Source organism: Microbulbifer sp. CAU 1566, assembly GCF_023156515.1.
Lineage (GTDB): Bacteria > Pseudomonadota > Gammaproteobacteria > Pseudomonadales > Cellvibrionaceae > Microbulbifer.
This window is the reverse complement of record NZ_JALNMG010000002.1, coordinates 412,838-437,590: the sequence shown is the minus strand read 5'-3', so window position 1 is coordinate 437,590 and position 24,753 is coordinate 412,838. Positions and strand designations below refer to the sequence as shown.

The 24,753-nt window shown below is 56.1% G+C and carries 17 protein-coding genes; 13 read left to right on the top strand and 4 right to left on the bottom strand.

Going from position 1 to position 24,753, the window contains the following annotated elements:
* The first annotated feature begins 1,044 nt into the window (after positions 1-1,044).
* Positions 1,045-1,926: a hypothetical protein gene (locus M0G74_RS06990; RefSeq protein ID WP_248215785.1), complete on the top strand. Its 882-nt coding sequence runs from the start codon at positions 1,045-1,047 to the stop codon at positions 1,924-1,926.
* Positions 1,927-2,017: 91 nt separating this feature from the next.
* On the opposite strand, the gene putA is transcribed toward M0G74_RS06990, so the two are convergent.
* Entirely contained in the window at positions 2,018-5,179 is a 3,162-nt protein-coding gene (gene putA / locus M0G74_RS06985) for a bifunctional proline dehydrogenase/L-glutamate gamma-semialdehyde dehydrogenase PutA (protein WP_248215784.1), read from the bottom strand.
* 150 nt (positions 5,180-5,329) lie between these two features.
* Between putA and M0G74_RS06980 the strand changes: the two genes are divergently transcribed.
* From M0G74_RS06980 to M0G74_RS06970, 3 genes are all read left to right on the top strand, one after another.
* Positions 5,330-5,833 carry an Lrp/AsnC ligand binding domain-containing protein gene (locus M0G74_RS06980; RefSeq protein WP_160153499.1) on the top strand — a complete coding sequence of 168 codons (504 nt, stop codon included), beginning with the start codon at positions 5,330-5,332 and terminating at the stop codon, positions 5,831-5,833.
* A gap of 88 nt (positions 5,834-5,921) precedes the next feature.
* Positions 5,922-6,884, top strand: a complete 963-nt coding sequence (locus tag M0G74_RS06975; protein ID WP_248215783.1) for a DMT family transporter — start codon at positions 5,922-5,924, stop codon at positions 6,882-6,884.
* Between the two features lie 45 nt (positions 6,885-6,929).
* Complete coding sequence (locus M0G74_RS06970) at positions 6,930-8,087, top strand: acyl-CoA dehydrogenase family protein (RefSeq protein ID WP_248215782.1); 1,158 nt, start codon at positions 6,930-6,932, stop codon at positions 8,085-8,087.
* Positions 8,088-8,136: 49 nt separating this feature from the next.
* Here M0G74_RS06970 and greB read toward each other — a convergent pair whose 3' ends face one another.
* Positions 8,137-8,649 carry a transcription elongation factor GreB gene (greB, locus tag M0G74_RS06965; protein WP_248215781.1) on the bottom strand — a complete coding sequence of 171 codons (513 nt, stop codon included), beginning with the start codon at positions 8,647-8,649 and terminating at the stop codon, positions 8,137-8,139.
* A 139-nt stretch (positions 8,650-8,788) separates the two neighbouring features.
* Here greB and M0G74_RS06960 point away from each other — a divergent pair, with 139 nt between their 5' ends.
* The 5 genes from M0G74_RS06960 (at position 8,789) to M0G74_RS06940 (ending at position 15,332) form a co-directional block, all read left to right on the top strand.
* Positions 8,789-9,466, top strand: a complete 678-nt coding sequence (locus tag M0G74_RS06960) for a response regulator transcription factor (RefSeq protein ID WP_248216174.1) — start codon at positions 8,789-8,791, stop codon at positions 9,464-9,466.
* A complete protein-coding gene (locus M0G74_RS06955; protein ID WP_248215780.1) occupies positions 9,463-10,728 on the top strand; it encodes a HAMP domain-containing sensor histidine kinase in 1,266 nt (421 codons plus the stop codon). The genes M0G74_RS06960 and M0G74_RS06955 overlap by 4 nt, the downstream gene beginning before the upstream one ends.
* A 140-nt stretch (positions 10,729-10,868) precedes the next feature.
* Positions 10,869-12,473, top strand: a complete 1,605-nt coding sequence (locus M0G74_RS06950; protein ID WP_248215779.1) for a phosphoethanolamine--lipid A transferase — start codon at positions 10,869-10,871, stop codon at positions 12,471-12,473.
* On the top strand, positions 12,466-13,218 hold the full coding sequence (locus M0G74_RS06945) for a phosphatase PAP2 family protein (RefSeq protein ID WP_248215778.1): 753 nt from the start codon (positions 12,466-12,468) through the stop codon (positions 13,216-13,218). The genes M0G74_RS06950 and M0G74_RS06945 overlap by 8 nt, the downstream gene beginning before the upstream one ends.
* A 182-nt stretch (positions 13,219-13,400) precedes the next feature.
* Entirely contained in the window at positions 13,401-15,332 is a 1,932-nt protein-coding gene (locus tag M0G74_RS06940; protein ID WP_248215777.1) for an LTA synthase family protein, read from the top strand.
* A 6-nt stretch (positions 15,333-15,338) separates the two neighbouring features.
* On the opposite strand, the gene M0G74_RS06935 is transcribed toward M0G74_RS06940, so the two are convergent.
* A complete protein-coding gene (locus tag M0G74_RS06935) occupies positions 15,339-17,288 on the bottom strand; it encodes a S9 family peptidase (protein ID WP_248215776.1) in 1,950 nt (649 codons plus the stop codon).
* Positions 17,289-17,653: 365 nt separating this feature from the next.
* Between M0G74_RS06935 and M0G74_RS06930 the strand changes: the two genes are divergently transcribed.
* Together M0G74_RS06930 and M0G74_RS06925 are read left to right on the top strand one after the other, a co-directional pair.
* Complete coding sequence (locus M0G74_RS06930; protein ID WP_248215775.1) at positions 17,654-19,153, top strand: alanine/glycine:cation symporter family protein; 1,500 nt, start codon at positions 17,654-17,656, stop codon at positions 19,151-19,153.
* Positions 19,154-19,328: 175 nt separating this feature from the next.
* Positions 19,329-21,974 (top strand): hypothetical protein, encoded by a 2,646-nt coding sequence (locus M0G74_RS06925; RefSeq protein WP_248215774.1) that lies wholly within the window; start codon positions 19,329-19,331, stop codon positions 21,972-21,974.
* Between the two features lie 98 nt (positions 21,975-22,072).
* Here M0G74_RS06925 and yciH read toward each other — a convergent pair whose 3' ends face one another.
* On the bottom strand, positions 22,073-22,408 hold the full coding sequence (gene yciH / locus M0G74_RS06920; RefSeq protein ID WP_248216173.1) for a stress response translation initiation inhibitor YciH: 336 nt from the start codon (positions 22,406-22,408) through the stop codon (positions 22,073-22,075).
* 181 nt (positions 22,409-22,589) lie between these two features.
* Between yciH and M0G74_RS06915 the strand changes: the two genes are divergently transcribed.
* Both M0G74_RS06915 and M0G74_RS06910 read left to right on the top strand, forming a co-directional pair.
* The gene (locus M0G74_RS06915; RefSeq protein WP_160153511.1) at positions 22,590-23,426 is read left to right on the top strand and encodes an ion transporter; all 837 of its coding nucleotides are present in this window, start codon (positions 22,590-22,592) and stop codon (positions 23,424-23,426) included.
* A 172-nt stretch (positions 23,427-23,598) separates the two neighbouring features.
* Entirely contained in the window at positions 23,599-24,744 is a 1,146-nt protein-coding gene (locus M0G74_RS06910; RefSeq protein WP_248215773.1) for a serine hydrolase domain-containing protein, read from the top strand.
* Positions 24,745-24,753 lie beyond the last annotated feature (9 nt).

Here is a 24,753-nt window from a genome sequence, read left to right as displayed (position 1 = left end):
GGTTTGGGGGGTACTGGTTATAACGGATGAGAAAGAAGTACCTGTCGCCCTGTGCAGCGGCAGAGAAAACCGCTCAAAAACTATTGAAGGCTTGTGCGCCAAAAAGAATTATTTGGCGACGAAGAATTTTTGAAATGTGAAATAAATCAAGTATTAAGAGCGCAGATCGTCAGGCGGTCGTTCGATGGGGGATTCCGGTTAATTAAGTTTTATTCGCATCTTTGCTACGGGATAAATTGAGAAATTATTACGGGCATAATTTATTGCCGGTAACGAGTGCACCAAAATAGGTTATTTCTCGGTGTCTTTTTGTGTGCTTTTAAATCGAAAAGTTATGCGTGTTAGCTAGAAAGGGCCATTCATTAATTTACCGGTTATCTTTGTCGCATTTTTATGCTGGTGCTTGGGGTTATTTAATTTTCTGTTTTTACATCCATTTGATTGGAGCGAGGTTTTTTAAAACACAGGGAATTATTTGACTCGAGGCCATGTGCTTGAGCGCTGGGTAAAGGGCGAAGCTGTGTTCCTGGAATGGTGGGGCATAAGGCTTTGACGTGTGATTTTTTATATAATCGTTGGGCACTGCGCCATTTTTACTCTTCAGTAACTTTTTTCCTAAGTAAATAGAACTTCTCTCCTATGGCGAGGCTAGCGTCCGCGTTCAAGACTGAATATCGATTGTTCATTATTCGATCTCGTTGTACGAAATAAGATCAGTCTGCGCAGGGTAAGACGACTAATTCATCCAGTGATGTAGTTTTCGCTGTCACACACGGGTTGGTTTTAATTAGCACGGACCTTGTCTAACCAAGCAGTTTTCACCGGACAACTGAGTTTGCTGTATCGACTCGCGTGCATTCGGGTAAAGCCGGGGTGATTTGGGAAGTAGAAATCGCCTTCTTTAACCGGTTTGTTTCTGAGCGGTGCTGCCGGCTCGACGGGTAATCTGTGAATCACCAAAACTGGGTGCGGGAGTGCACCCTTAGTCGGTTTGTGATGCAGGCATTGTCGCAATCCGACTTGTTGATGTTTAAGGAGATACTCATGAAGGCGTATACCCCGATAGCCGCGGCAATTGTATTTGCTGTCAGCTCAGCTGCCATGGCTGGAGAAAATACGGCGATTCAAGTTCAGGCAGGTGGTTTGAACCATGCGGATGCGGTGCAAGATAGCCCGCTTGCTTTTTATAACTTTGTTATGCAAACGCAACTTGGTTTTAAAAACAAGGCGGAAGCGATTCAGGATGGCACCGAGACCGGCAGTAAGATTTTTCAAACCCAGATCGGAAAGTTAAATAAAGCATCCTCCGTGCAGGAAGATGGCTATGGCAACCTAACCGACGTTTTGCAGCTGGGTATTAAAAACAAGGCGTTCACTGCTCAGGTGCTGACCGTGGGCGATCATGCCCTGGTCAAGCAGTTCGGTAACTACAACCGCGCTGAAATTAATCAGATGTGGGGTTATGACAACCTGGCCACCATTACCCAGGACGGTCAAGGAAACAAGGCGTGGATTGATCAATGGGGCAGTGAATACTCCCTGGGCCTGATCAAGCAGCACGGCCAGAATAACCGTGCGCGCACCGAACAGTTCGGTACCATCGCTTCTCATTCTTACACCTACCAGTACGGTGAAGGTAACCGCGCGAATGTGTTCCAAGGTGGCTTCTACAATGAATCCCTGATTCTTCAACACGGCGAATATAACCGCGCGAAAGTCGATCAGTTTGGTGAGGACCTGAGTCAGGTTACCTTCCAGCATGGTCACGGCAACCGCGCAGTAACCATTCAGGAAGAGTACGGCCATAACTCCCTGACTACACAGCTGGGTTCGTATAACGTGCACAAGACCATGCAGACCGGGTCTTACGAAACCGCTGTCGCCTTCCAGCTCGGTGATGCTAACAAGGGTGTGATTAACCAGTAATCCCACAGTAGTTTGATTGAATGAAAAACGGGCGCAGCTCTTTCGAGTGCGCCCGTTTTTTATTGCCCGGCTGTTTTGTCTACGCGAGGTGTTACTGCCCCAGGGTAAACAGCTGGGTATTGCCGCCGGTGGCCACGGTATTGACCGTTTTGGTCTTCTCGTTGGCAAAGCGGAACAGGTAGTGCGGGCCGCCTGCTTTGGGGCCGGTACCGGACAAGCCCATGCCGCCGAAGGGGTTGACGCCCACAACGGCACCGACCATATCGCGGTTGACGTAGCAGTTGCCGGCATCAATGCGTTTGAAGATGGCGCCGGCACGGCCTTCGATGCGGGAGTGCAGACCGAAGGTCAAACCGTAACCGGTGGCGTTGATACGGCGGATCACGTCTTCCAGTTCTTCTGCCTTGAAGCGCACTACGTGCAGGAAGGGGCCAAAGACTTCGCGCTTGAGCAGATTGAAGTCGGTAATTTCCACGACCTGCGGGCCGAAGAAGGTTCCCTGCTGCGGACGCTTGCTCTCATCAAATGCGAACAGTGGCTTGGCTTCTGTGGCCATGCGCTCGCGGTGTTTCTCCAGCAGTCCCAGGGCTTTTTCATCGATGACCGGGCCAATGTCGGTTTCCAGTTTCGCCGGGTCGCCCAGAGTCAGTTCTTCGCAGGCACCTTTCAGCATGTTCAGCAGGTTGTCTGCAATCACATCCTGCACGCACAGGATACGCAGAGCAGAACAGCGCTGACCGGCACTGAGGAAAGCGGACTGAATGACATCGTCCACGACCTGCTCTGGCAGGGCAGTGGAGTCCACGATCATCACGTTCTGGCCACCGGTTTCGGCGATCAGCGGCACTATGGGGCCGTCTTTCGCCGCCAGCTGCATATTGATGTGCTTGGCGGTTTCGGTGGAGCCGGTAAAGGCAACGCCGGCAACGCGCGGGTCGTCCAGCAGCGGTTTGCCGATGGCGGCGCCGGTGCCGGTAATCAGGTGCAGCACTTTTTGCGGGATTCCCGCTTCGTGCATCAGTTGCACGGCACGTGCGGCAATCAGTGGTGTCTGTTCTGCGGGCTTCGCCATTACCGCATTACCGGCTGCCAGCGCGGCAACCACCTGACCGGTGAAAATCGCCAGCGGGAAGTTCCAGGGGCTGATGCAGACAAATACACCGCGGCCGCAGAGACTCAGCTCGTTGCTCTCACCGGTGGGGCCGGGGAGGATGGTCGGCTCGCTAAAATGTTTACGCGCGCCGTTGGCGTAGTAGCGACAGAAATCCACGGCTTCGCGCACTTCGCTGATGCCGTCATTCAATGTACGACCGGCTTCGCGACAGATGATCGCCACCAGCTCATTCAGGTGCTGTTCGTACAGGTCGGCAACCTTGTCCAGAATCTTCGCACGGGCATTGCCGCCGAGACGGTTCCAGGCGCGCTGGTTTTCGGCGGCAGAGGCAAAGGCTTTGTCAATTTGCGCGGCGTCGGTATTGGCGGTATGGCCTACCAGTTCGCCGCTGGCCGGATTCACCACCGGTATATCGGCTTTACCGGCAATGCCGTCGATGATCGGGCCGCCGCTCCAGGACTGATCGGCAGAGGCGTTAACCGCGTTCATCAGGGGCGCCAGCGCGATCGGGTCGGTGAGCTCGATACCGTGGGAGTTTTTGCGCGGCAGCGACTCGTGGCCAATATAAATGTCTGCCGGCACCGGGATTTCGGGGTGGCGGTAGGGGTTACAGTCTTCGCTCTGCTTGAGGGTGTCCTGTACCAGCTCGCTCACCGGGGTTTTCTCGTCCATGAAACGGTTGACGAAGGAGCTGTTGGCCCCGTTTTCCAGCAGTCGGCGCACCAGGTAGGGCAGCAGGTCTTTGTGGGCACCGACGGGCGCATAGACGCGCACCGGCGCGCGCTGGCCGTGTACCGCTTCGATCTGATCGTAGAGCAGGTGGCCCATGCCATGCAGGCGCTGGAACTCATAGCCTTCGCCCGCTTTGCCGGCCATTTCCAGGATCAGGCCCACGGTGTAGGCGTTGTGGGTGGCGAACTGCGGGTAGATCGCATCCCGCGCATCCAGCAGCTTTTTGGCACACACCTGGTATGAGAGGTCGGTGTGGCACTTACGGGTGTACACCGGGTAGTCGGTCAGGCCCATCTGCTGGGCGTGTTTGATTTCGCTGTCCCAGTAGGCGCCTTTTACCAGGCGTACCATCAGCTTGCGGCCGGTATCGCGACCGAGGGCGATCAGCCAGTCCGCCACGTGGGGGGCACGCTTCTGGTAGGCCTGGAGTACAAAGCCGAGGCCCTGCCAGTCTTTCAGTTCCGGGTCGCGCGCCAGGGCTTCAAAGATATCCAGGGAGATATCCAGGCGGTCCGCTTCTTCCGCATCGATATTGAGGCCCATGTCGTACTTGGCTGCGGCCAGGCAGAGGGTTTTTACCTGCGGCAGCAGTTCGTTGAGCACGCGTTCGCGCTGCAGTTCACTGTAGCGGGGGTGCAGGGCAGAGAGCTTGATGGAGATACCGTTGGCTTCCACCACATCGCGTTTGTTGTTGTCGGCGCCGATGGCTTCGATGGCCATCATATAGGCGTCGAAGTAGCGCTGGGCATCCGCCATGGTGCGGGCGCCTTCGCCGAGCATATCGAAGGAGAAGCGGGTACCGGGTTTGTTCTCTGCGGGGCCGCGCTTCAGGGCTTCCTTGATGGTGCGGCCGAGCACGTACTGGCCGCCCATGATTTTCATGGCCTGCATCATGGAGGTGCGCACCATCGGCTCGCCCATACGGCTGACCAGTCGCTTCATCCAGGTGGAGGGCTTTTCGGTGATGTCCGGATCCAGTTCGACAATATTGCCGGTGAGCATCAGGCCCCAGGTGGAGGCGTTGACGAACAGGGAGTCAGACTGGCCGCGGTGGCTGGACCAGTTGCCGGAGTGGACCTTTTCCGCGATCAGCTTGTCTGCAGTATCGGCGTCGGGAACCCGCAGCAGGGATTCCGCCAGACACATCAGGGCAACACCTTCCTTATTGGAAAGGCCAAATTGCTGCAGGAAGGCGTCGAGTGTGCCGCGCTTGCTGCGTTGCTCGCGGGATTTGACCACCAGCTGGCTGGCAGTGGCGAGAATCTTCTCGCGCAGGGCCTCGCCCGGACGGGGGGCGGCCAGCAGCTCACTGACGCACTGGTTTTCGTCGGCGTGCAGGTACTCACGGGCCTTCTGGCGCGCGTTTTTCAACTCTTCGGTCAATTGGCCGGCGAACTGTGTAGGCATACGTAATTTCCTCAAAACTCCCTGGTGGAAATGGGTGCAGGATAAAAAACCGGATTATGTGGGAAATGTCCCAGAATTAATCGCCATATTGGCGAAGAGTGTGGTTAAATATAGGGCTTATCCGGTTAATCACCAGTAGGGTATTTTGCAATGTCTCGGAAATTGGAAGATCTGGATCGTATCGACCGCCAGATTCTGCGAATTCTTCAGCAAGCTGGCCGCCTTCCCAATGTGGAGCTGGCCCGCCGTGTCAATCTCAGCCCGACCCCGTGTCTTGAGCGAGTCAAGAGACTGGAGCGTGAAGGCTTTATTAAGGACTATGTCGCGCTGCTGGACCCCCTCAAGGTACATGCAGGGCTGGTGGTCTACATTCAGGTGTCTCTGACGGATACCGCGACAGAGGCGCTGGAGGCATTCAATAAGCATGTTTCCGGGCTCGAAGAGGTTCAGGAGTGCCACATGGTGGCCGGCGGTTTCGACTACCTGGTGAAAATTCGCATCAAGGATATGCTCGGATACCGGCAATTCCTCGGCGAAAAGCTCGCCTCGGTACCCGGTGTGCGGGAAACCCACACCTATGTGGTGATTCAGGAAGTGAAAACCGATACTTCCGTCGCGGTTCCGGATCCGGAACCCAAGAGCGGCAAGCGCTGATTAGCCGCTTGTTGACCTGATGTAAACGAAGGCCCTGTGTCCGGGGCTTCGTTCGTGGATGTGTAGTCAAAATGTCCCTGGTACCGCTGTGAGTTCAGATATCCGTTCAGCAGATTCTTCGGGCGCCGCCTCGGGGCAGGTCGGCCATGGAAACGGTAATCGCCGGGCCACGATATTTGCGCTGCTGGCGGTTCTCTGCTGGTCCACCGTGGCCAGCGCCTTCAAACTGTCTCTGCAATACCTGTCGCCCCTGCAACTGGTCACCATCGCCTCGGTGGTGTCGACCCTGCTGATGGCGGGGGTGGTGCTTTGGCAGGGGCGCTGGAATGAAATCGGGTCGCGCTGGCGGGCGTCGCGCGGCTGGTTTCTGGCGTTGGGCTTCTGCAATCCCTTCCTTTATTACCTGGTGTTGTTCCACGCCTACGAACTGCTGCCGGCCCAGCAGGCTCAGCCGCTGAACTACACCTGGGGTGTGGTACTGGCGCTGCTATCCGTCCCGTTATTGAAGCAAAAATTGCGCCGTCAGGATTTACTGGCGGGACTGGTCTGTTACTCCGGGGTCCTGGTGATTGCCACCCAGGGCAATTTGCTGGAACTGAAGTTTGAGCAGCCATTCGGGGTTGCCCTGGCGCTGTTCAGTACTTTCATCTGGTCCTGCTACTGGCTGCTGAATACCCGCATTGGTGGCAACGCGGCGGTCAATCTATTACTGACATTCTGCTGTGGCCTGCCGTGGCTGGCCGCCGCGGTCTGGTGGCAGGGTGACTGGCAATGGCCGCCGCTGGAGGGCTGGGCCGGCGCAGTGTACGTTGGGCTGTTTGAAATGGGCATCGCGTTTTTGCTGTGGCAGGCGGCCATGCTCAGCTGCGACAACACCGCGCGTATCAGTAATTTTATTTATCTCTCGCCACCGCTTTCGCTACTGCTGATCGCGCTGCTGGTGGGGGAAAAAATCCATGTGGCCACCATCGCCGGGCTGGCATTGATTCTGCTGGGCGTGGCCATACAACAGGGCTTGCTGCGGCGGCTACTGTTAAAAACACAACAATAATGGAATCGCGCGGATGACAGCGCGTATACAAAGCGAGAGTCTGAGATGAATTTTGAACTGACCGAAGAGCAACAGATGATCCAGGAGGCCGCGCGCCAGTTCGCCGAGAGCGAGCTGAAGCCCATCGCCGCGGACCTGGATAAAACCGGCAATCGTCCGCTGTTTCTGCAGAAACTCAAGGAGCTGGCAGAGCTGGGCTTTATGGGGATCAATGTGGATCCGGATTTTGGTGGCACCGGGGCCGGCACCATTGCCTTTAGTCTCGCGATTACCGAAATCGCCCGCGGCTGTGCTTCTACCGCAACCACCACCTCGGTGACCAATATGGTGGCGGAAGTGATTCAGGCCATGGGTACTGACGCACAGAAAAACTATTTCCTGCCCAAAATCTGCAGTGGCGAATACGCCGCTGGTTCCTTCTGCCTGACCGAACCCAGCTCTGGCTCCGACGCCGCCGCCATGCGTACCCGCGCGGTGAGAGACGGCGACGACTATGTGCTGAATGGCAGCAAGCTGTTTATCAGCAGCGCCGAGTTTGCCGGTGTGTTTGTGGTGTGGGCGGTGACCGATTCGGCCGCACCGAAAGGCAAGGGCATCTCCTGCTTCCTGGTCGAGGCCGGTACCCCCGGGCTGGTGATCGGCAAGGCAGAAGAGAAAATGGGGCAGAAAGCTTCCGTCACCAATGAGGTCGCGTTTGAGGATTGCCGTATTCCCGCGGCGAATATGCTTGGCGAAGAAAACCGCGGATTCCGCATTGCCGCCGGCGAGCTGGCGGGCGGGCGTATTGGTATCGGTTCTCTTGCACTCGGCATTGGTCTGGAAGCACTGGACTGCGCGCGCACTTATCTGCAGGAACGGGAGCAGTTCGGCAAACCGCTGGCGCAATTCCAGGGGCTGCAGTGGCAGCTCGCGGACAAATACACCGAAATGGAAGCCGCGCGTTTGTTGTTGTTACAGGCCGCCTGGCAGAAAGATGCCGGCCAGCCCTTTGGCCCGGCGGCGTCCATGGCCAAACTCTATGCGTCTGAGAAGGCCAATGAGGCCTGCTACGTGGCGCTGCAGATGCACGGTGGCGTGGGCTATACACGGGAATTCCCGCTGGAGCGAATGGCGAGGGATGTGCGTATTACGACGATTTACGAAGGTACCAGCGAAATTCAGCGCTTGATTATCGCGCGGCATCTTTTGGATGGCGTGCACTGATTCCAATAAAAAAGGTGGCCATGGCCACCTTTTTTATTGCGCCATCCCGCTAAACGGCGTCGTTTTCCGGATACTCGATTTCGAGGATGTAGTAGGTCACCCACTCTTCGTTTTGTTGAACTTCGATTTCATCGTCGAGGCTCTTTCCCAGCAGGGCGCGGGCAACCGGGGAGTCCATGGAAATAAGCCCTTCCTTCACGTTGAATTCATCCGGCCCGACGATACGGTATTTAACGGTCTTGCCGTCGTCAACTTCCAGTGTCACCCAGGCCCCGAAAAACACTTTGTCGCGGTCATCGGGAATACGGTCGACCACGGTGATTTCTTCCAGGCGCTTGGTCAGAAAGCGCACCCGGCTGTCGATTTCCCGCAGTCTTTTCTTGCCGTAGATGTAATCCGCATTTTCGCTGCGATCCCCAAGCTTGGCGGCGTCGCTCACTGCCTGGGTGACGCGGGGGCGCTCCACTTCCCACAGGTGTTTGACTTCGGCGCGCATGCGCGACGCACCCTCAGGGGTGATGTAGCGTGAGCCGCGAGGGCGGGGTGGTCTCCAGCGGCCCATTAGTAATAATCCATATTGAGCATTTGGTGTATTGAGTCCGGTTTTATCAGGGGGTTGATTTTAGTCACTCATTGCTTGCCGGTCGACGGAGTTTGGCCGAGAATTTTAACCATACCCGTTAATGGACTGGAGAAAGCGCGTGCGGATCCTGGTGGTGGAAGACAATGTCGATATTCTTACCAATGTGCTCGACTACCTTGAGCTTCAGGGGTACAGCGTTGACTGTGCACAGGATGGCCTGGGTGGACTGCACCTGGCGGCCTCCAATCACTATGACCTCATTGTCCTGGATGTGATGCTTCCGGGCGTGGATGGCTACCAATTTTGTCAGCGACTACGCGAAGACGCACGCCGTGACACGCCCATTTTGATGCTTACCGCCCGTGACGCGCTGGAAGATCGTCTTCGCGGTCTGCGTTCTGGAGCCGATGATTATCTGGTAAAACCTTTCTCTCTCGCAGAACTGGTGGCGCGTATCGAGGCAATCACCCGGCGCAATCGCGGTGGCGGTGTTGCCGAGCTGCGGGTAGCCGATCTGGTTTTTGATCCGGCGACACACCAGGCCAGTCGCAACGGACAGCCACTCAAACTGAATCCCATGGGCATCAAGCTCCTTGTATTACTCATGCGAAAAAGTCCGGCCGTCGTGACGCGGGAAGTCATGGAAATGGCCATGTGGGGCGAAGATGCGCCGGACAAAGATAGCCTGCGCAGCCATATTCACCAGCTGCGCCAGGTGGTCGACAAGCCTTTTGACCGGGCGCTGATCCATACGGTGCACGGGATTGGCTATCGTCTGGCGGAGTTGGAGGAATGAACGTCAAGCAGCCGCTCAAGCAGCGCATCATTGTCGCTTTCGTACTGATGACGCTCTTTGTCAGTGGCGCTTTCTCCATTGGTATTGTGCAAATCGTACATCTGGTGGAAGAGCACCTGGTCTCCGAGGACATGCACTCGGAACTGGAAGCGGCAATGGATGCCCTTGGCACTGGGCAGGCATTGTCGCTGGACAAAGGGAAGCAGCTATACACCGAGGCGGCCCCTCAATTTCTTCCACCACCGGAGTTTTCCGCGGTAACCCCGGGATTCTCCGAAGTGGTACTGGGGGATCAGGCCTACTACGTGTACCGGCAGGATCGCGACGGTTCGGCCTATCTAATGGTGCAGGATCAGCGAGAATTTGAAGCGCGCGAGCAATTGCTGTTCGACGTGGTATTGGCCTGTTTTCTGGGCAGTCTGCTGATCGCCTGGGGGCTGGGGTCACTGCTGGCTAATCGGGTAATGCAGCCGGTAGCACTACTGGCCGACGAAGTGCGCTCCGGTGCCCGGGTTCAGGGGGCGGAGCAATTGGCCAAAAATTACGCTGATGACGAAGTGGGACGTCTGGCGGAAGCCTTTGATAGCACTTTCGAGCAACTGCGACGCTCGCTGGAGCGGGAAAAGCTGTTCACCGGCGATGTCAGCCACGAGCTGCGTACGCCATTGATGGTTATCGGTACTTCCTGCGAGCTGTTGGCCCAGTCTCCCGGGTTAGAGACGAAGCAGCAAGAGCAATTGGGACGTATCCAGCGGGCGGCTGCAGAAATGCTCGAGCTGGTGGAGACTTTGCTCATGCTAGCGCGCGAGCGTGGCACCATGGTCGAGCCCGGGTGTGGTATCACTCTGGCCCAAGTAGCGAGGGAGCAGTCTGAAATCTGGGGAGGACAGTTTGCGTCTCATCACATTGAGTATCGGTCGACCGTTGAGGCCGAGGACGACAGGTATTACCAGCCAACGTTTCTGCGGACGGTGATGTCGAATCTTCTGCGCAACTCCCTGCACTACACAGAAGAGGGCAGGGTAGATCTGGTTTTGTTTGATGGCGGCTTTCGGGTCGAAGATACGGGCCCGGGTATTGCGCCGGAGCAACAATCCCGTTTGTTCGAGCCTTTCCAGCGGGGATCCAATGCCCGGGGAGAGGGGCTTGGCCTGGGTTTGTCTCTGGTTAAGCGGATCTGTGATCACCAGGGGTGGTTAGTAAGCATCGAGCCTGCCGAGCCTCGTGGCTGCGTATTTAAAGTTGACCTCAACCCGGGTTGAACCAGGCACTTTAACGTGTGCTCATGGAAAAACGGCAGCGTTTTCCCCACTTTTCACACTTTTTTGACATTCTGTTGACCTAATCTTGACGCCTCTCTCTCTAGTCTGAGCATCTGGAAACCCAGACTAGGCGGTGGCAGATGGCATGGTTTACCCGAAGACGATTTTCACCCGGAACCCTGATTGTTGCGGTCGCGATCTGGATGGTGCTTTTTTGCAACTATTCCTTTTTCAAGAATGTGCTTGGCGTCTACTCAGAATCCCTCAGAGAGCTGGGATTTGTGGCGTCTCTGGGCATATTAATTACTGCATTGACGGTATTGCTGCTTTCTCCCTTTTTAGTGGGGAGGGCATTAAAACCTCTACTCATCGGCATACTCTTGATTGCGTCGATGACCGCGTATTTTATGGATACCTACAATGTCATCGTCAGTAGTGAACTGCTCGAAAGTGGCCTGCAAACCGATCTTGCCGAATCCATCGGCCTTTTGAGCTGGAAGCTGATTCTTTATCTGGGGCTTTTGGGTATCTTGCCCGCACTGCTGGTGTACCGTACCCCCATCCGGGTTGAACCAATGCGCACCGCGGTGCTCTCGCGTGTGAAACTGTTCGGTGGTTCGCTGGCTGTCGTATTGCTTATGTTCGGGCTATTCAATGGTGCTTATGCCTCTTTTTTTCGTGAGCATAAGTCGCTGCGCTTCTATACCAATCCCACCACGCCGATTTATACGGCAATCCGCTATGCCTCAGACAAAATCGGTGGTGGCAACGCCATTCCGTATCGCCAGATAGGTTTGGACGCTACGCAGGAGCCTGCGGTTGGCAAACGGCGATTACTGGTCGTTGTGGTGGGGGAAACGGCGCGCGCAGATCACTTCTCCCTGAATGGTTATGACCGCAATACCAATCCAATGTTGGCCGAACATCATGTTGCCAGCTTCGATAATGTCTGGTCGTGCGGGACTGCCACGGCTGTTTCTGTGCCATGTATGTTTTCGGTGCTGGATCGGGAGCATTACAGCGAGCGACAGGCGAAAGCGACGGATAATGTGCTCGATATTCTCCAGCGGGCAGGGGTCAATGTTGCCTGGCTGGACAATAACTCCGACTCCAAGGGCGTTGCGCTGCGCATACCCTATGTCAATTATCGTGACCGGGACGTAAATCTGGTGTGTGATACCGAGTGTCGCGATGTGGGGATGCTGGCGGGAGTAAAAGAGTTTGTCGCGATGCATCCCCGTGGAGACATTGTGATAGTGCTACATCAAATGGGCAGTCATGGCCCGGAATATGCCAAACGTTATCCTGAATCACAGGCGTTCTTTGCGCCCAGTTGCCACAGCAACCTCCTTGAGAGTTGTAGTGAGGAGGAAATTAACAACGCCTACGATAATTCGATTCGCTATACCGATTACTTCCTTGGTCAGGTTATTGATTACTTGAAAAGCGAGGCGAAAAGCTTTTCACCAGCCATGCTCTATCTCAGTGACCATGGAGAGTCTCTGGGTGAACGGGGCTTGTTCTTGCACGGTTTTCCCTATGCGCTGGCACCGGATGCGCAAAAGCGCGTCCCGATGATATTCTGGTCAAGTGGAGGTTATCCGCGTGTCGAGAAAAAGCTATCAGGGAAAACTTCTGTGCATCAAAAAATGTCTCAGGACTACCTGTTTCATACACTGCTCGGTTTGATGCGTATTCAGACAGATGTCTATCGGCCGGAGCTTGATGCCTTCGCCAATGGATAAGCAATTTCTGGCAAGGCAAGCGCTGCTTACGGCGATTGCTCTTGTTTGCATCATCGCCCTGTTTGAGCTGACCGATATTGATATGTGGTTTCAGAGTAAGCTGTATCAGTTCGGTCCAGACCACTGGATGCTGGATAAGCACAATGAAACCTTGAGGCTCATATTTTATGACGGCCCCAAGAACTTATTGGCAGTGCTCGTGGGGCTGTCGTTACTGGCGATCATTGTTTTATATCGCACTATTCGATTTCAGCCTTATCGCCGTGGCCTGCTTATTGTCTTGATCTCAATGGCTATTACGGCGTCTTTGGTGGGGCTTTTCAAAACCTGGACGGATGTTCCCTGTCCAAAGGACTTGAGCGCGTTTGGTGGCCGCTATCCGCATATTACCTTTCTGCACCGCATACCGATATCCGCGGATTTGGGGCGCGTTCGCTGCTTCCCCGCCGGTCATGCGAGTGGAGGCTTCGCATTGTTATCACTCTTCTTTCTATTTCGGCAGCGACGCAACCGGTGGCTTGGCTTTGGTGCCGGCATGCTGTTGGGGTGGACTCTTGGCGGTTACAAAATGCTTATTGGTGATCACTTCCTGAGCCATACCCTGGTGACTATGTGTATTGCATGGCTGGTTTCCCTGGGCGTTGCGGCCTGTGTTTTTCGATGGAGTCGTGAAACGGCCGGCTCAATTCCGGGTTATGAGGCAGGGTACAGGGAGATAGAACCCGCGGATCGGCCAATACACTGAATATCGTCATGTGGGAAATTGGCGCTTCGTTCCCAGCTCCTGCTCCGACTCCTGCTCTGACTCCGGCTCTTGGAAGCTAGTTCGCGGGGGCGGTTGCATTCAGTCAATTTACATTTTTTTTACAGGCAGCTTGCTAGGGTTTGACCCCTGATGTTGTCTTGTAGCTGGAATGTACCCTGACAATGAAACGATTGACGCCCTTTAAGACTGTACTTGTATTTGCTGCGATAACGCTGGTCATTTTGTCCGTTTCGCGACTTTACCTTTCTATTCTCTACTTTGAACGTATCGGATCCTTCCCTGAGCTATTGGGGATTCTATTCCAGGGGGTGCGGGTAGACCTGATTATTGCCAGTTACCTTTATCTGATTCCGATGCTTGTCGGCATCTGGCTCAGCGGGAAGTTGGGGGCTCGTCTTACATCCGCGCTCATCAAGCCCTGGCTCTGTCTGGCGCTTGTCCTGAGCGTGTTTATGGAGCTGGTTACCCCTGAATTTATTCTTGAATACGATATTCGCCCGAATCGTCTCTTTATCGATTACCTGGGCTATCCCAGAGAAGTATTCGGCATGTTGTGGGAAGGGTATAAGCCCGCGATTTTTCTCGCCGTATTCGGTGTTTTGGTCATTGTTATCTCCGCCAGGAAGTTGCTCTCCCGTGTTTCAACAGAGATTGGCTCCTTTTCGACAATGCAAAAGGTTTGCCTGACGTTCATTATTTTTGTTGTTGGTGTCGCCGCCGCGCGATCCAGCTTGCAACATCGTCCATTCAATCCGGCGATGGTTTATTACAGCAACGATAATCTGGTCAATTCACTGATGCTGAATTCGACATATTCCGTATTGTATGCGGCATACAATACGGGTTCAGAAGAGCAGGCGGCGGATCTCTATGGCCGGATGCGGCCGCAGGAGATTATCGAAGCGGTTCAGGAGTCTGCCGCGATAGACAATCAGCCGTTTCTTTCAAAGGATATTCCGACGTTACGTTTTCACCCTGCCAGTTATCAAGGAGCACCGAAAAACATCGTCATATTGCTCCAGGAGAGCCTCGGGGCTCGCTATGTCGGAAGCCTGGGCGGCGAGGACTTGACCCCCAATCTTGATGCGCTGATGCCCCAAGGCTGGGCGTTCAATCACGCCTACGCCACGGGTACCCGCTCTGTGAGGGGGATTGAGGCAGTGTTTACCGGCTTCTCTCCGGGGCCATCCCGCTCTGTAGTGAAGTTGAGTAAAAGCCAGTCCGGGTTCTTCAGTCTGGCATCTCTACTAAAACGCCATGATTACCACACGCAGTTTATTTACGGGGGCGAAAGCCATTTCGATAATATGAAAAGCTTTTTCCTTGGTAACGGTGTGGATGACATCCGCGACCTGAGCACTTTTGATGAGCCCCGGTTTGTAGGGTCTTGGGGCGCCTCGGATCAAGATCTCTACGCCGAGGCGCACAAGCAGTTTGTCAAACTCGACAAAGCGTCAAGGCCGTTCTTCAGTCTGGTATTTACCACGTCGAACCATACTCCCTGGGAATACCCGGATGATTGTCCGGCGGCGTACTCCGGGAACAGGCAGTCGCGAGAGAATGCCATTCGATACGCGGATTGTGCCCTGGGTGAATTTATACGAAAGGCGAAAGCGTCAGACTACTGGAAAGACACCCTGTTTTTAATCATTGCGGATCACGATTCCAGAGTTCAGGGATCGGATATGGTTCCGATCGACCATTTCCGTATACCCGCATTGATTCTCGGTGCCGGTGTCGCGCCGAAGGTGGATGCCCGGCTGGTATCTCAGATTGATTTTCCGACGACGTTACTATCGCTTGCCGGTATTAGTGATGCACATCCGATGCTGGGATTTGACTTGACCAGAGCGGTACCGCGTTCGAAGCAGCGCGCACCAATACAGTATGGTGAAAACTACTCCTGGCTGAGTGCTGATCATGCGGTTGTGTTACGACCTAAACTGCCCGCACGCGTCTATGCACACGACGGCAACAAGCTGCTGGAACAGTTGGACAACCAGCAATATGAGGGCGAGATCAATCGCACAAAAGCAAATGTTTTGTGGAGTAACCTCGCATACTCAAAAGGCTTTTATCGAAATGCGCGCTAGTCTCAATTAATCGCCGAGGTTGTCGATGCGAATACCGGGTCCCGGCTTGGCAAGGGGGAAATGGAATATGCGGCTGTAAAACTCCAGCTCTCCCTCTAGCGCCATCTGGATGCTACTGGCGGCGCGAAAGCCGTGCCCCTCTTCACTGAAGGTGATGTAAGCCACGGGCAGACCGCGCTGCTTCAGCGCGGCAACCATTGCCTCGGCCTGATTCGGCGGTACCACTTTGTCTTCCATGCCCTGGAAAAATATGACCGGGCAATTGAGCTGCTCTATGTGATTGATGGGGGATCTGTCCCGGTAGATGGACTCCGCCTCAGGCCATGGGCCCACCAGTTTGTCGAGGTAGCGCGACTCGAATTTGTGGGTGTCGCGGGCGAGGGTGGTCAGGTCGCCAATGCCGTAGTGGCTGGCTCCGGCGGAAAAGGTGTTGTGAAAGGTCAACGCTGCCAACACGGTGTAGCCGCCAGCGCTGCCACCTTTGATCAGCAGGCGCTGTGGGTCAGCCAATCCCTGGGCGACCAGGAACTCTGCACCGGCACAGACATCTTCGACATCGGTAACCCCCCAGGTGTCTTTGAGGCGATCCCGGTACGCCCGGCCATACCCGGTGCTGCCGGAGTAATTGACGTCCAGAATGGCAAAGCCGCGGCTGGTCCAGTACTGGATTTTCAGGTTCAGGCCCGCTGAGGTGGCACCTGTTGGACCGCCATGACTGAATACGATGGTTGGGGGCTTCTCACCCTCTGGCGCTACATAGTTGGGGTTGCAAGGCGGGTAGTAGAAGGCGTGCACCTGGCGGTTGTCCACGGAAAATTCCATGGCCTGCGCGTGCGACAGGAATGTTTCCGGTAGTTCTTTGCTGCTGCTCAGGGAAATGGTTTGGATTTCTTCCCGGGCGCCGTCAAAGCGGACCACAGCGGGAAATTGCCCCGGGCCACTGCCGATAAACAACGCCTGATCGTTGCTGCAGCGAATGCCCTCGATATCACAAAACGGCTGCTCAATGGTTTTGTGACTGCCGTCTTCCATATTGATTTTGCCGAGATGCCAGCGGCCATCCTGGGTGAAGGTGCAGAGAATTTCCTGGGCATTCAGGAAACCGTAGGTGGACATGCCGAACACCCACTGGGGCGTTGCAAACTCTGCGGCTTTTTCCCACAGCGGTTTGTTCTTCCCCAGTTCATAAATGTTCCACCAGTTGCTGCGGTCGGACACATAGTAGAGTTTTCCGTCCGGGGACCACTGGGGCTGGAACAGCGATTCGTTGCCACCGCCGGCGACCTGCTCGATATTACTCAGGCTCCCGCTAGGGGTGACATCTGCCGTGCAGAGCTCGGTGGCATCCCAGGGCATATTGGGGTGATGCCAGCGCAGGAAGGCCAGTCGGCTACCGTCGGGGGCAAGGGCGGGGTTGGAATAGAAGTCAGCGCCTTCGACCAGAGTTTCAACGGAATAGTTTTTATCCTTGAGACTGATCGCGACGATTCTCGCCACCGGTTCGCCGCTGCCGGAGCAATCTTCCTGCACACAGATCAGTCGTTCGCGTTTTGCATCGAAAGTGAGGTCCGCGTAATGGTAGGGCCCCTCGGCGGTGATGGGTTCCGGCACCGCACTGTCCAGCGGCAGGTGATAAATACGCTGGTCTGCAGCCAGTACGAAATAAACACTCTTGTCGGCAACCAGATAGCTGGCGCCGCCGTATTCGTGTGCTTTCGAGCGTGTGCTCAAGGGGGCGGGGAGAATATCCCGTTTGTTCCCGTCTGCATCCCGTTGAACGATTACGGAGCGGCCTTTTTCCGCGGGGCGGGATTCCAGCCAGTAGGCACAATCGCCGGCCAGTCGGGGTTCACTGAGGCGCACGTTGCCTGCGGTCAACAGATCGCTGGTGATGATGGAATCCCAGCTGCCGTAGGGGGCGATGGTGATGTTTGGACGCTCTGAAGAGTGTGACATTTATTTCTTTCCGCTTTTTTCGCGCATTTTGACAACCGGCGCCTGGCCACACAAGCCTGCGCCAAGAGCCGGGATTGATTTCGGCGGACTTGGCGGCGGTGCGCGTGGTCAGCATTGCGCACTTTTTGCTGCGTGGAGGCTCTCGCTACTGTAGCTGATTGGGCGGCATTGACTTGGCTACATGATGTTGGCTGCATGGTGTTGAGTGCACTGTGATGAACAGGTCTCGCGGGTGTTTTGACCTGCCGGTCCGAGAGTGGCCACTTTCTCTCCGCTGGGAAATTCATCATCGTCTAGGCTGAATGTATTGGAACAATTTTGCGCCAGCGTATCCGCTGGTGCTGTGTCTGCACTTGAGGCTCGTCATGCAAGCTCTTCTGGATAGCCTGGCATCGATTGTCGGATGGGGTAATAGCCTGACCTGGGGCGGCATAGGCGGATACTGGTGGCTGGGGATTCTGATCGCTGCCCTGGTTCCGGCGGGCATTTACTTCACGGTACGTACGCGTTTTATCCAGATTCGTTCGTTCGGCCACATGATCCGGGTCATGGCCCGCAGCTTCCACAAAGAGCATGAGGACTCGGTTTCTTCTTTCCAGGCATTTGCAACCAGCGCCGCGGCCAGGGTAGGGACGGGCAATATTGCCGGCGTGGCGGTCGCGATTACTGCGGGGGGACCCGGTGCGGTTTTCTGGATGTGGATGGTGGCGCTGGTGGGTATGGCAACCAGCCTGATCGAAAACATTCTTGCGCAGACCTTCAAGGAGAAAGGGGAGGAGCACGGGACATTTCGCGGTGGACCTGCTTACTACATCGATAAGGGATTGGGTAAGCGGTGGAAATGGCTCTCCATTGTTTTTTCTGTGTTTCTGGTGATCTGCTTCGGGTTCTTTTTCAACGCGGTGCAGGCAAATGCCATGGCCGAAGCCATTCATGCGGCCTGGGGTATTCACCCGCTGATCGTTGGGGTACTTGTAGCGGTGCTTGCCGCTGTGATCGTCTTCGGCGGGATCAAGACCATTGGCCAGTTCGCGGGCATTGTGGTGCCTATTATGGCGCTCTGCTACATTATCATTGCCCTGGTCGTTATCGCCATGAACCTGCCGCGGATACCGGAAGTCCTATCCCTGATCTTCAGTAACGCATTCGGTATGCAGGAGGCCGGCGCTGGGGCTTTTGGTGCGGTGGTGGCCAACGGTATCAAGCGCGGCCTGTTTTCCAACGAGGCCGGTATGGGCTCTTCACCGAATGTGGGGGCGGCGGCCGATGTGAAGCACCCCGCGGTCCAGGGCTACGTGCAGATGGCATCGGTGTTTCTCGATACCATGATGATCTGCACGGCCACTGCGGCCATCATTCTGCTGAGCCATGTACCGCTGTCCGGGAATATGGAAGGCGTGACCCTGACCCAGGCGGCGCTGGCCAGTGAGGTAGGTGCCTGGGGAAACGGTTTTGTTGCCATCGCACTGATCTTTTTCGCGTTTACGTCGATCATCGCCAATTACTATTACGCCGAGACCAATATCTTCTACCTGTGGCATACCCGCACTTCCATTTTCTGCTATCGGGCGCTGTATATCGGTTTCATCCTGTTTGGTGCCTGGGTGGCCTACAGCAGTAGCTCGGATAACTTTGCGCTTTTGTGGAATATGGCGGATATGTCCATGGGCTTTATGGCTTCAGCCAACCTGCTGGCCATTCTGTTGTTGTCCGGGGTGGCGTTTAAAGTGCTCGGTGACTACGAGGCACAGCGGGCGCGGGGTATTGAAGAGCCGGTTTTTGATGCCCGCCAGTATCAGATTCCCGGGGTCGAGCACGACGTATGGGATGGCACCGATACACACAGCAAAGGTGTCGAGAAGTAGTTCTCTTAACGATTGTGATCAACTCATTCAATTCCGGTGCTGCCGTCTCAAATACAATTCGGTTGAGAACCAGCACACAATCCTGTCCGTCTGATTCTTTTACGCTCTGGCCTTTGGTGGCTGGATCAAGGCCGGCCGTGCGAATTCCCCGAGGCAAATCATGTCTGGCCAGCAAATGTTTCAAATTATTTCTGCCGGTAAAACCCTGCGCGCAAAACCGCCGGCAGAAGTTTTGCAGCAGATCAGTTCTGCGTTTTCCATTGATACCCAACAGGCCAGAAAGCTGTTTCTGAAAGGTTGGGTGATCAAAGATCAGCTTTCACCCGGCCAGGTGGTGCAATACCGCACCCAGTTGCAGCAAATTGGCCTGAAGATTGAAGTGCACCCGGCGGGTAAATTTGATAACCGGGCGATTCTCGCCCGCCTGCAATTCGCCCAAAAGCGCAAGGCAAACAGTGCCAAAGCGGCGAGTGCCAATGGGACGGTTGCCCAGGGGACGGTTACCAAGGAAGCGAGCCTCAGGGTTGAGCTTCAGCGCAACAATTCGACGGCGAGCGAGTCAAAAGTCGCCCCTGAATCTAAGCAGAAGCCGGCGCCCCAGCCCTCTGCCACCGCTACTGTTGATGCCTCCGCACCGTCTGTTCCCGAACCGCCAAAGAACACCGGGCGAGAATCCGCCCACCGCGCCCAGCTGGAAGCGCTGTTCAGCAAGAATGCAAAGGCGACATTCGCGGGGCCCGCTCAGCGTCTGGCGCTTATTCCTGCAATGCTGCGGGCTTCACTGGTGCCGCTGGTGTTCTTGGGGCTTCTGTGTCTGTGTGCTTATCAGGTGGGTACCATCCTGTGGGGATTACCGGCCGCCGCACTGGCGGGTACCTTCAGCGCCATGACACTGGTCTCGGCGATAGCGAAGCTGCTGCTGATTTCACTGGTCGGGGTGCTGCTGATTCGCCCTTTCTTCTTGCGGGTGACCGCGAATACGGATGCACAAAGCGGTGAGTCCGGGCTGCGCCTGCGCAAGCAGGAGGCGCCGGGGCTTTTCCTGTTGCTGGATGTCCTTCAGGAAAAATCCGGCCTCGGTATTGCCGGTAAGATTCAGGGGCCGAAAAACCTCTCTGCGGCCAGTGCTTCCGTGGGCACTATGGTCGAGGTGGCTCCGGGGGCCGATGTGCAGGTACAGCGAGCCCCAGGAGGCGGTCTGAAATTGACCCTGGGACTGGGCGCGGTTGCCAGTGTCAATGGCGGCGACTTGCTGGCATTGACCGCCAAGGCGCTGGCGTATCATCAGGGGCGCTGGGTAGGCCTGGCCAGAGGCTTGTCTCTGACTTCTGCACAGCGACTACAGGGGATGCAGGAGGCTCTGGAGAACCGGGAGACGCTTGCTGGTGGTACTGCCATATTGCAGCCTCTGCACCGGTTGCTTGGCGTTTGCGGATTGGCTTTACTGCCGGTTGTCGAGCGCTTGCAGGCGCTGCACCGCAGTAGCAGTAGTGCGCTGGCGCGCAAACTCGAAGTGATGGCGGATACCGCTGCGGCGCAGATTATCGGCAGCGATGCCTTTGCCACCTTTGCTGAGCGCTGGAACCAGCTGGTACATGCGGATCTGGTTTGCGGTGAAATCAATCGCGAGGCGCAGCTGATGGGGCGGCGCCTGGCCAATATTCCCCTCGCGGTGCGCTGGATGTACAGCAATCTGGATGACGCCACCCGCTCCACGATCGAGCTGGCGATGGCTGAGTCCACCGATTACTGGAGCCTGGTCGAGCCCGCAGGGCACGAACGTATTGCCGTAATAGAAGAGCTTACGATTGAGCCGCTGTTGCAACGGGTCGACTTTTCCGTGCAAAAACTGTTTGTGGATTTTGAGGATCTCAGTACCCGTGTGAGCCGGCTGGGCATTGAGGAAAGCTGTCGCGCAGTCGAAAACCGCCTGCTATTGACCGCCAGCAAAGAAACGGAAGAAACCCAGAAAGTGCTGTCGGAATACTTCAATCGCGCTATTCCGCGGGATTTTCTGCCCCTGAACTTGCCGAAAAATGTCGAACTCCAGGAGTTGGATCTGCAGGCAACCATCGATTGGCTGCGTTCCCGTTTGGTGGATCTGCAGGATCTGGAGCAGAAGTTGGGTCAGCTGCAGTTGCGCGGTGCTCGTATTCAACTGGGTGCGGCGCTGGTGCGGGCGAATGTGCGAATCGATTCGCGGAGTTTTGATTTAAGCGGGTCAACCCCGGCAGCGGCGGATGAGTCCCGCCGTGACAACCGGATACGGATTCAGGAGTGCCAGCAGCAGCGGCAGCAGTTGCATGCCATGTTCTTCCAGCGAATCCAGTGCACTATCGCCGGTATGGATTCTGCCGATAGTGCCACTGCGGAAAGCGCCGTGGCCCAGTTGCAGGCTTTTGAGGCGATGCGAGAGCCGCTGAGAGCGTTGGAGCAGTATGGCGATTTGATGGGTGAACTGATCGAGCGGCTGCCAACCAGTGAGATTCCTGCCACTGTGGTGCAGAAATATCCGCAACTGGTATCGCAGCAAATCAGCCAGCTACACCAGCTCGCCAGTCAGCAATCGGGATTGCTTCCGGCGCCGCTAATGGAAAAGCTGGCGGCCTGCGCGCAATCGGATCAGGTTGGGGCCATCGCTGCAAACAAGAAACCTGCGGAATGGGTGAGCAACCTGCAGGCCGTCGAGCTGCGGTGCAAGCATGCGAGTGCTGTCGTGTATGAGGGCTACCAGGCCGTATTGGCCAGCCTGTTAAGCCTTTGCCTGGCAGAGGAGGGGCGCCGCAAGGTGAAACCGCTGCGTCTCGCCGGGGTACTGTAACTTTGATCGCTAGTTGCTGAGGTTCTGGGCTTGTTGGGAGCCGGGCTTGCTTGCCTTCCGGGGGAGGGCTTCCAGTGGAGGGCTTCCAGTGGAGAGCTTCAGCCCCCCGCCAGTTTCACCTTGAAACTTTTGGCTTCCAATACCGCTTTGATTTCTTCCCGCTTATCGCCCTGAATCTCGATGACACCATCTTTCAGGGCGCCACCACATCCACAGCGCTTTTTCAGCTCTGCTAACAGCAGCTTGAGTTCGCTGTCTGTGCCCTCGACACCCCGCACACAGGTTACCCCTTTGCCTTTGCGGCCCTTGGTTTCCCGTTGAATACGCACAATGCCATCGCCCTGGTGACGCTTTTCTGCCGTCGGCGCTTCTTTGATTCGGCCGCGGTCAGTGGAGTAAACAAGACGGTTATTATCACGCTCTTTATTGCTCATGGCAGTCTGGCTAGCACTCTTGTTGGGGTGGGGGTTATGGTCGTGGTTAGGGTGGGGCATCGATTTCTGCGGCGCAAGGATAGCCGATGGGGAGAGCGGTGTTAACGGGCGGCTTAATTGTTGCCGCCGCCTTCGGCTAGAATGTCACCGATTGCCGCACCCCGAACAAGGAAATAACTGGATGGCCCTGACTGGTACCCGCAAATGGCTGAACGAAGTGATCTTCGGTACGGATACGCCGGCGGGGAAGAATTTTGACGTATTTTTGATCTGGACCATTCTGCTGAGTGTGGGGCTGGTATTGCTGGCATCGGTGGAGAGCTGGTGGGTTCGCTTTGGCGATCTCTTTTATGCCCTGGAGTGGTTTTTCACCGGCCTCTTCACCATTGAGTACCTGCTGCGCATTTATTGCGCCCGGGATCGCCGCGCTTACGTCTTCAGTTTTTATGGCATCGTTGACCTGATGGCTATTTTGCCCAGTTACCTGGCGCTGATCTTTACCGGTGCCACTTACCTGATGGTGATCCGGCTGCTGCGGGTACTGCGGATATTCCGGGTGCTGAAACTGGTACGTTACCTCAGTGATGCCAACCTGCTGATGCGATCCCTGTGGCAGGCGCGGCGGCGGATCCTGGTGTTCTACGCCAGCGTACTGGTGATCTGCATCATCTTTGGCAGCCTCATGTTCATCGTCGAGGGGCCAAAGCACGGTTTCACCAGTATCCCCAAAAGTATTTACTGGACCATCGTCACTATCACCACCGTAGGTTTCGGGGATATCACCCCGCAAACCTCGCTGGGGCAGGCGATTGCCTCCATGACGATGTTGATTGGTTACTCCATCATTGCCGTACCCACCGGGATTGTGACGGCGGAGCTGGCCCATGAACTGGGGCGGGAGAAGCAATTGGCACGCTGCCACAACTGCGGTCGTGCCGGCCACGATGCGGACTCCGAATACTGCAAGCATTGCGGGTACAAGCTGGAAGATTTCGAAACACCGACCGATCACGGTTGAGCCATAGCCGGGACAGTACGCGAGAGGTCGGTGGCCCGCCGCGCCGAGGGGCCTTGTCTGGCTTAACAGCGCCACGGGTATCCGCTATCCTTGCGCCCCGTTTGTCCCGCCGCTGATGGCGGGACCCCACCTTTTACTGTTTCCCCAACACTGACACTGGTAGCTGCCCCCAATGGATATTCAGGGATACTGCGCACCGGGTTTTGAAGCCCTGTACGATGCTTTTGCAACCAATTTTCGCGACCACGGCGATGTGGGAGCCTCATTCTGCGCTGTGCAGCAGGGCGAGATTATCGCCTCGCTGTGGGCGGGAACTACGGATCGCGCGGGGGAACGGGCCTTTGAGGAAGATACGCTCGCCAACGTATTTTCCTCCTCGAAAGGTATTCTGGCACTGATCGCATTGCAGCAGGTGGCGGCGGGTAAGCTGGACCTGGATTTACCTGTGGCGCACTACTGGCCGGAATTTGCCGCTGCCGGTAAAGGGGCGATCACCGGGCGCCAATTGCTGTGCCACCGCTCCGGGGTGATTGCCTTCCGGAGCAAGGTCCCCGACGACCTGATCTACGACTGGGCCGCGGCTCTGGAGCAGGTGGCGATTACGGAGCCCTGGTGGGAGCCGGGCACCCAGCAGGGGTATTCCCCGTTTCTGTATGGTTGGACCCTCGGCGGCTTGATTGAGAAAGCCAGCGGCGAGTCCTTGATGTCCCTGTACCGGTCGGGGGTGGCGGAGCCACTGGATCTGGATGGTGGCTTTGGTGCCCTGGGGCATCGCTCTTCTTCCATCGCCGATGTCGGCCCACTCAAGAAACCGCTGCCGGAGTTGCGCGACAATGCCATTGGTCGCTCCATCAAAGAGGACCGGCAGGGGCCGGTGGCAACCGCGTTTACCAATCCGGTGACCCTGATGATGGGCACCAATGGCGAGCAGTGGCGGGGTGCGTTGATTCCTGCGGCCAATGGCCATTTCAGTGCCCGCGACCTTGCCTCCGTGTATGGCGATCTGGCGGGGGATGCCCCCAACTTGTTGCCTCCGGATGTGCTGCGAGAGGCAACCCGCGAACAGAGTCGCGGACAAGACGCCATACTGCAGACAGATGTCGCCTTCGGCTGTGGCTTTCTCAAGTCATCCTCGGCCAGAGATCTGTATTTTGGAAGTGATGCCGGTTTTGGTCATCCCGGGGCCGGCGGCAGTATCGGCTTTGCGGATCCGGAAGCGGAGCTGGGTTTTGGCTATGTGACTTCGCGCATGGGGCAAAGCCTGTTTATGGACCAGCGCGCCGTCGGGTTGCTGGAGTGCCTTTACCGCTTGATGTAAGTGAAGATT

Bases quoted from the DNA above. Each gene is read 5' to 3' on its own strand.
- M0G74_RS06990 (WP_248215785.1), top strand. From the start codon at position 1,045: ATGAAGGCGTATACCCCGATAGCCGCGGCAATTGTATTTGCTGTCAGC.
- putA (WP_248215784.1), bottom strand. From the start codon at position 5,179: ATGCCTACACAGTTCGCCGGCCAATTGACCGAAGAGTTGAAAAACGCG.
- M0G74_RS06980 (WP_160153499.1), top strand. From the start codon at position 5,330: ATGTCTCGGAAATTGGAAGATCTGGATCGTATCGACCGCCAGATTCTG.
- M0G74_RS06970 (WP_248215782.1), top strand. From the start codon at position 6,930: ATGAATTTTGAACTGACCGAAGAGCAACAGATGATCCAGGAGGCCGCG.
- greB (WP_248215781.1), bottom strand. From the start codon at position 8,649: ATGGGCCGCTGGAGACCACCCCGCCCTCGCGGCTCACGCTACATCACC.
- M0G74_RS06955 (WP_248215780.1), top strand. From the start codon at position 9,463: ATGAACGTCAAGCAGCCGCTCAAGCAGCGCATCATTGTCGCTTTCGTA.
- M0G74_RS06950 (WP_248215779.1), top strand. From the start codon at position 10,869: ATGGCATGGTTTACCCGAAGACGATTTTCACCCGGAACCCTGATTGTT.
- M0G74_RS06945 (WP_248215778.1), top strand. From the start codon at position 12,466: ATGGATAAGCAATTTCTGGCAAGGCAAGCGCTGCTTACGGCGATTGCT.
- M0G74_RS06940 (WP_248215777.1), top strand. From the start codon at position 13,401: ATGAAACGATTGACGCCCTTTAAGACTGTACTTGTATTTGCTGCGATA.
- M0G74_RS06935 (WP_248215776.1), bottom strand. From the start codon at position 17,288: ATGTCACACTCTTCAGAGCGTCCAAACATCACCATCGCCCCCTACGGC.
- M0G74_RS06930 (WP_248215775.1), top strand. From the start codon at position 17,654: ATGCAAGCTCTTCTGGATAGCCTGGCATCGATTGTCGGATGGGGTAAT.
- M0G74_RS06925 (WP_248215774.1), top strand. From the start codon at position 19,329: ATGTTTCAAATTATTTCTGCCGGTAAAACCCTGCGCGCAAAACCGCCG.
- yciH (WP_248216173.1), bottom strand. From the start codon at position 22,408: ATGAGCAATAAAGAGCGTGATAATAACCGTCTTGTTTACTCCACTGAC.
- M0G74_RS06915 (WP_160153511.1), top strand. From the start codon at position 22,590: ATGGCCCTGACTGGTACCCGCAAATGGCTGAACGAAGTGATCTTCGGT.
- M0G74_RS06910 (WP_248215773.1), top strand. From the start codon at position 23,599: ATGGATATTCAGGGATACTGCGCACCGGGTTTTGAAGCCCTGTACGAT.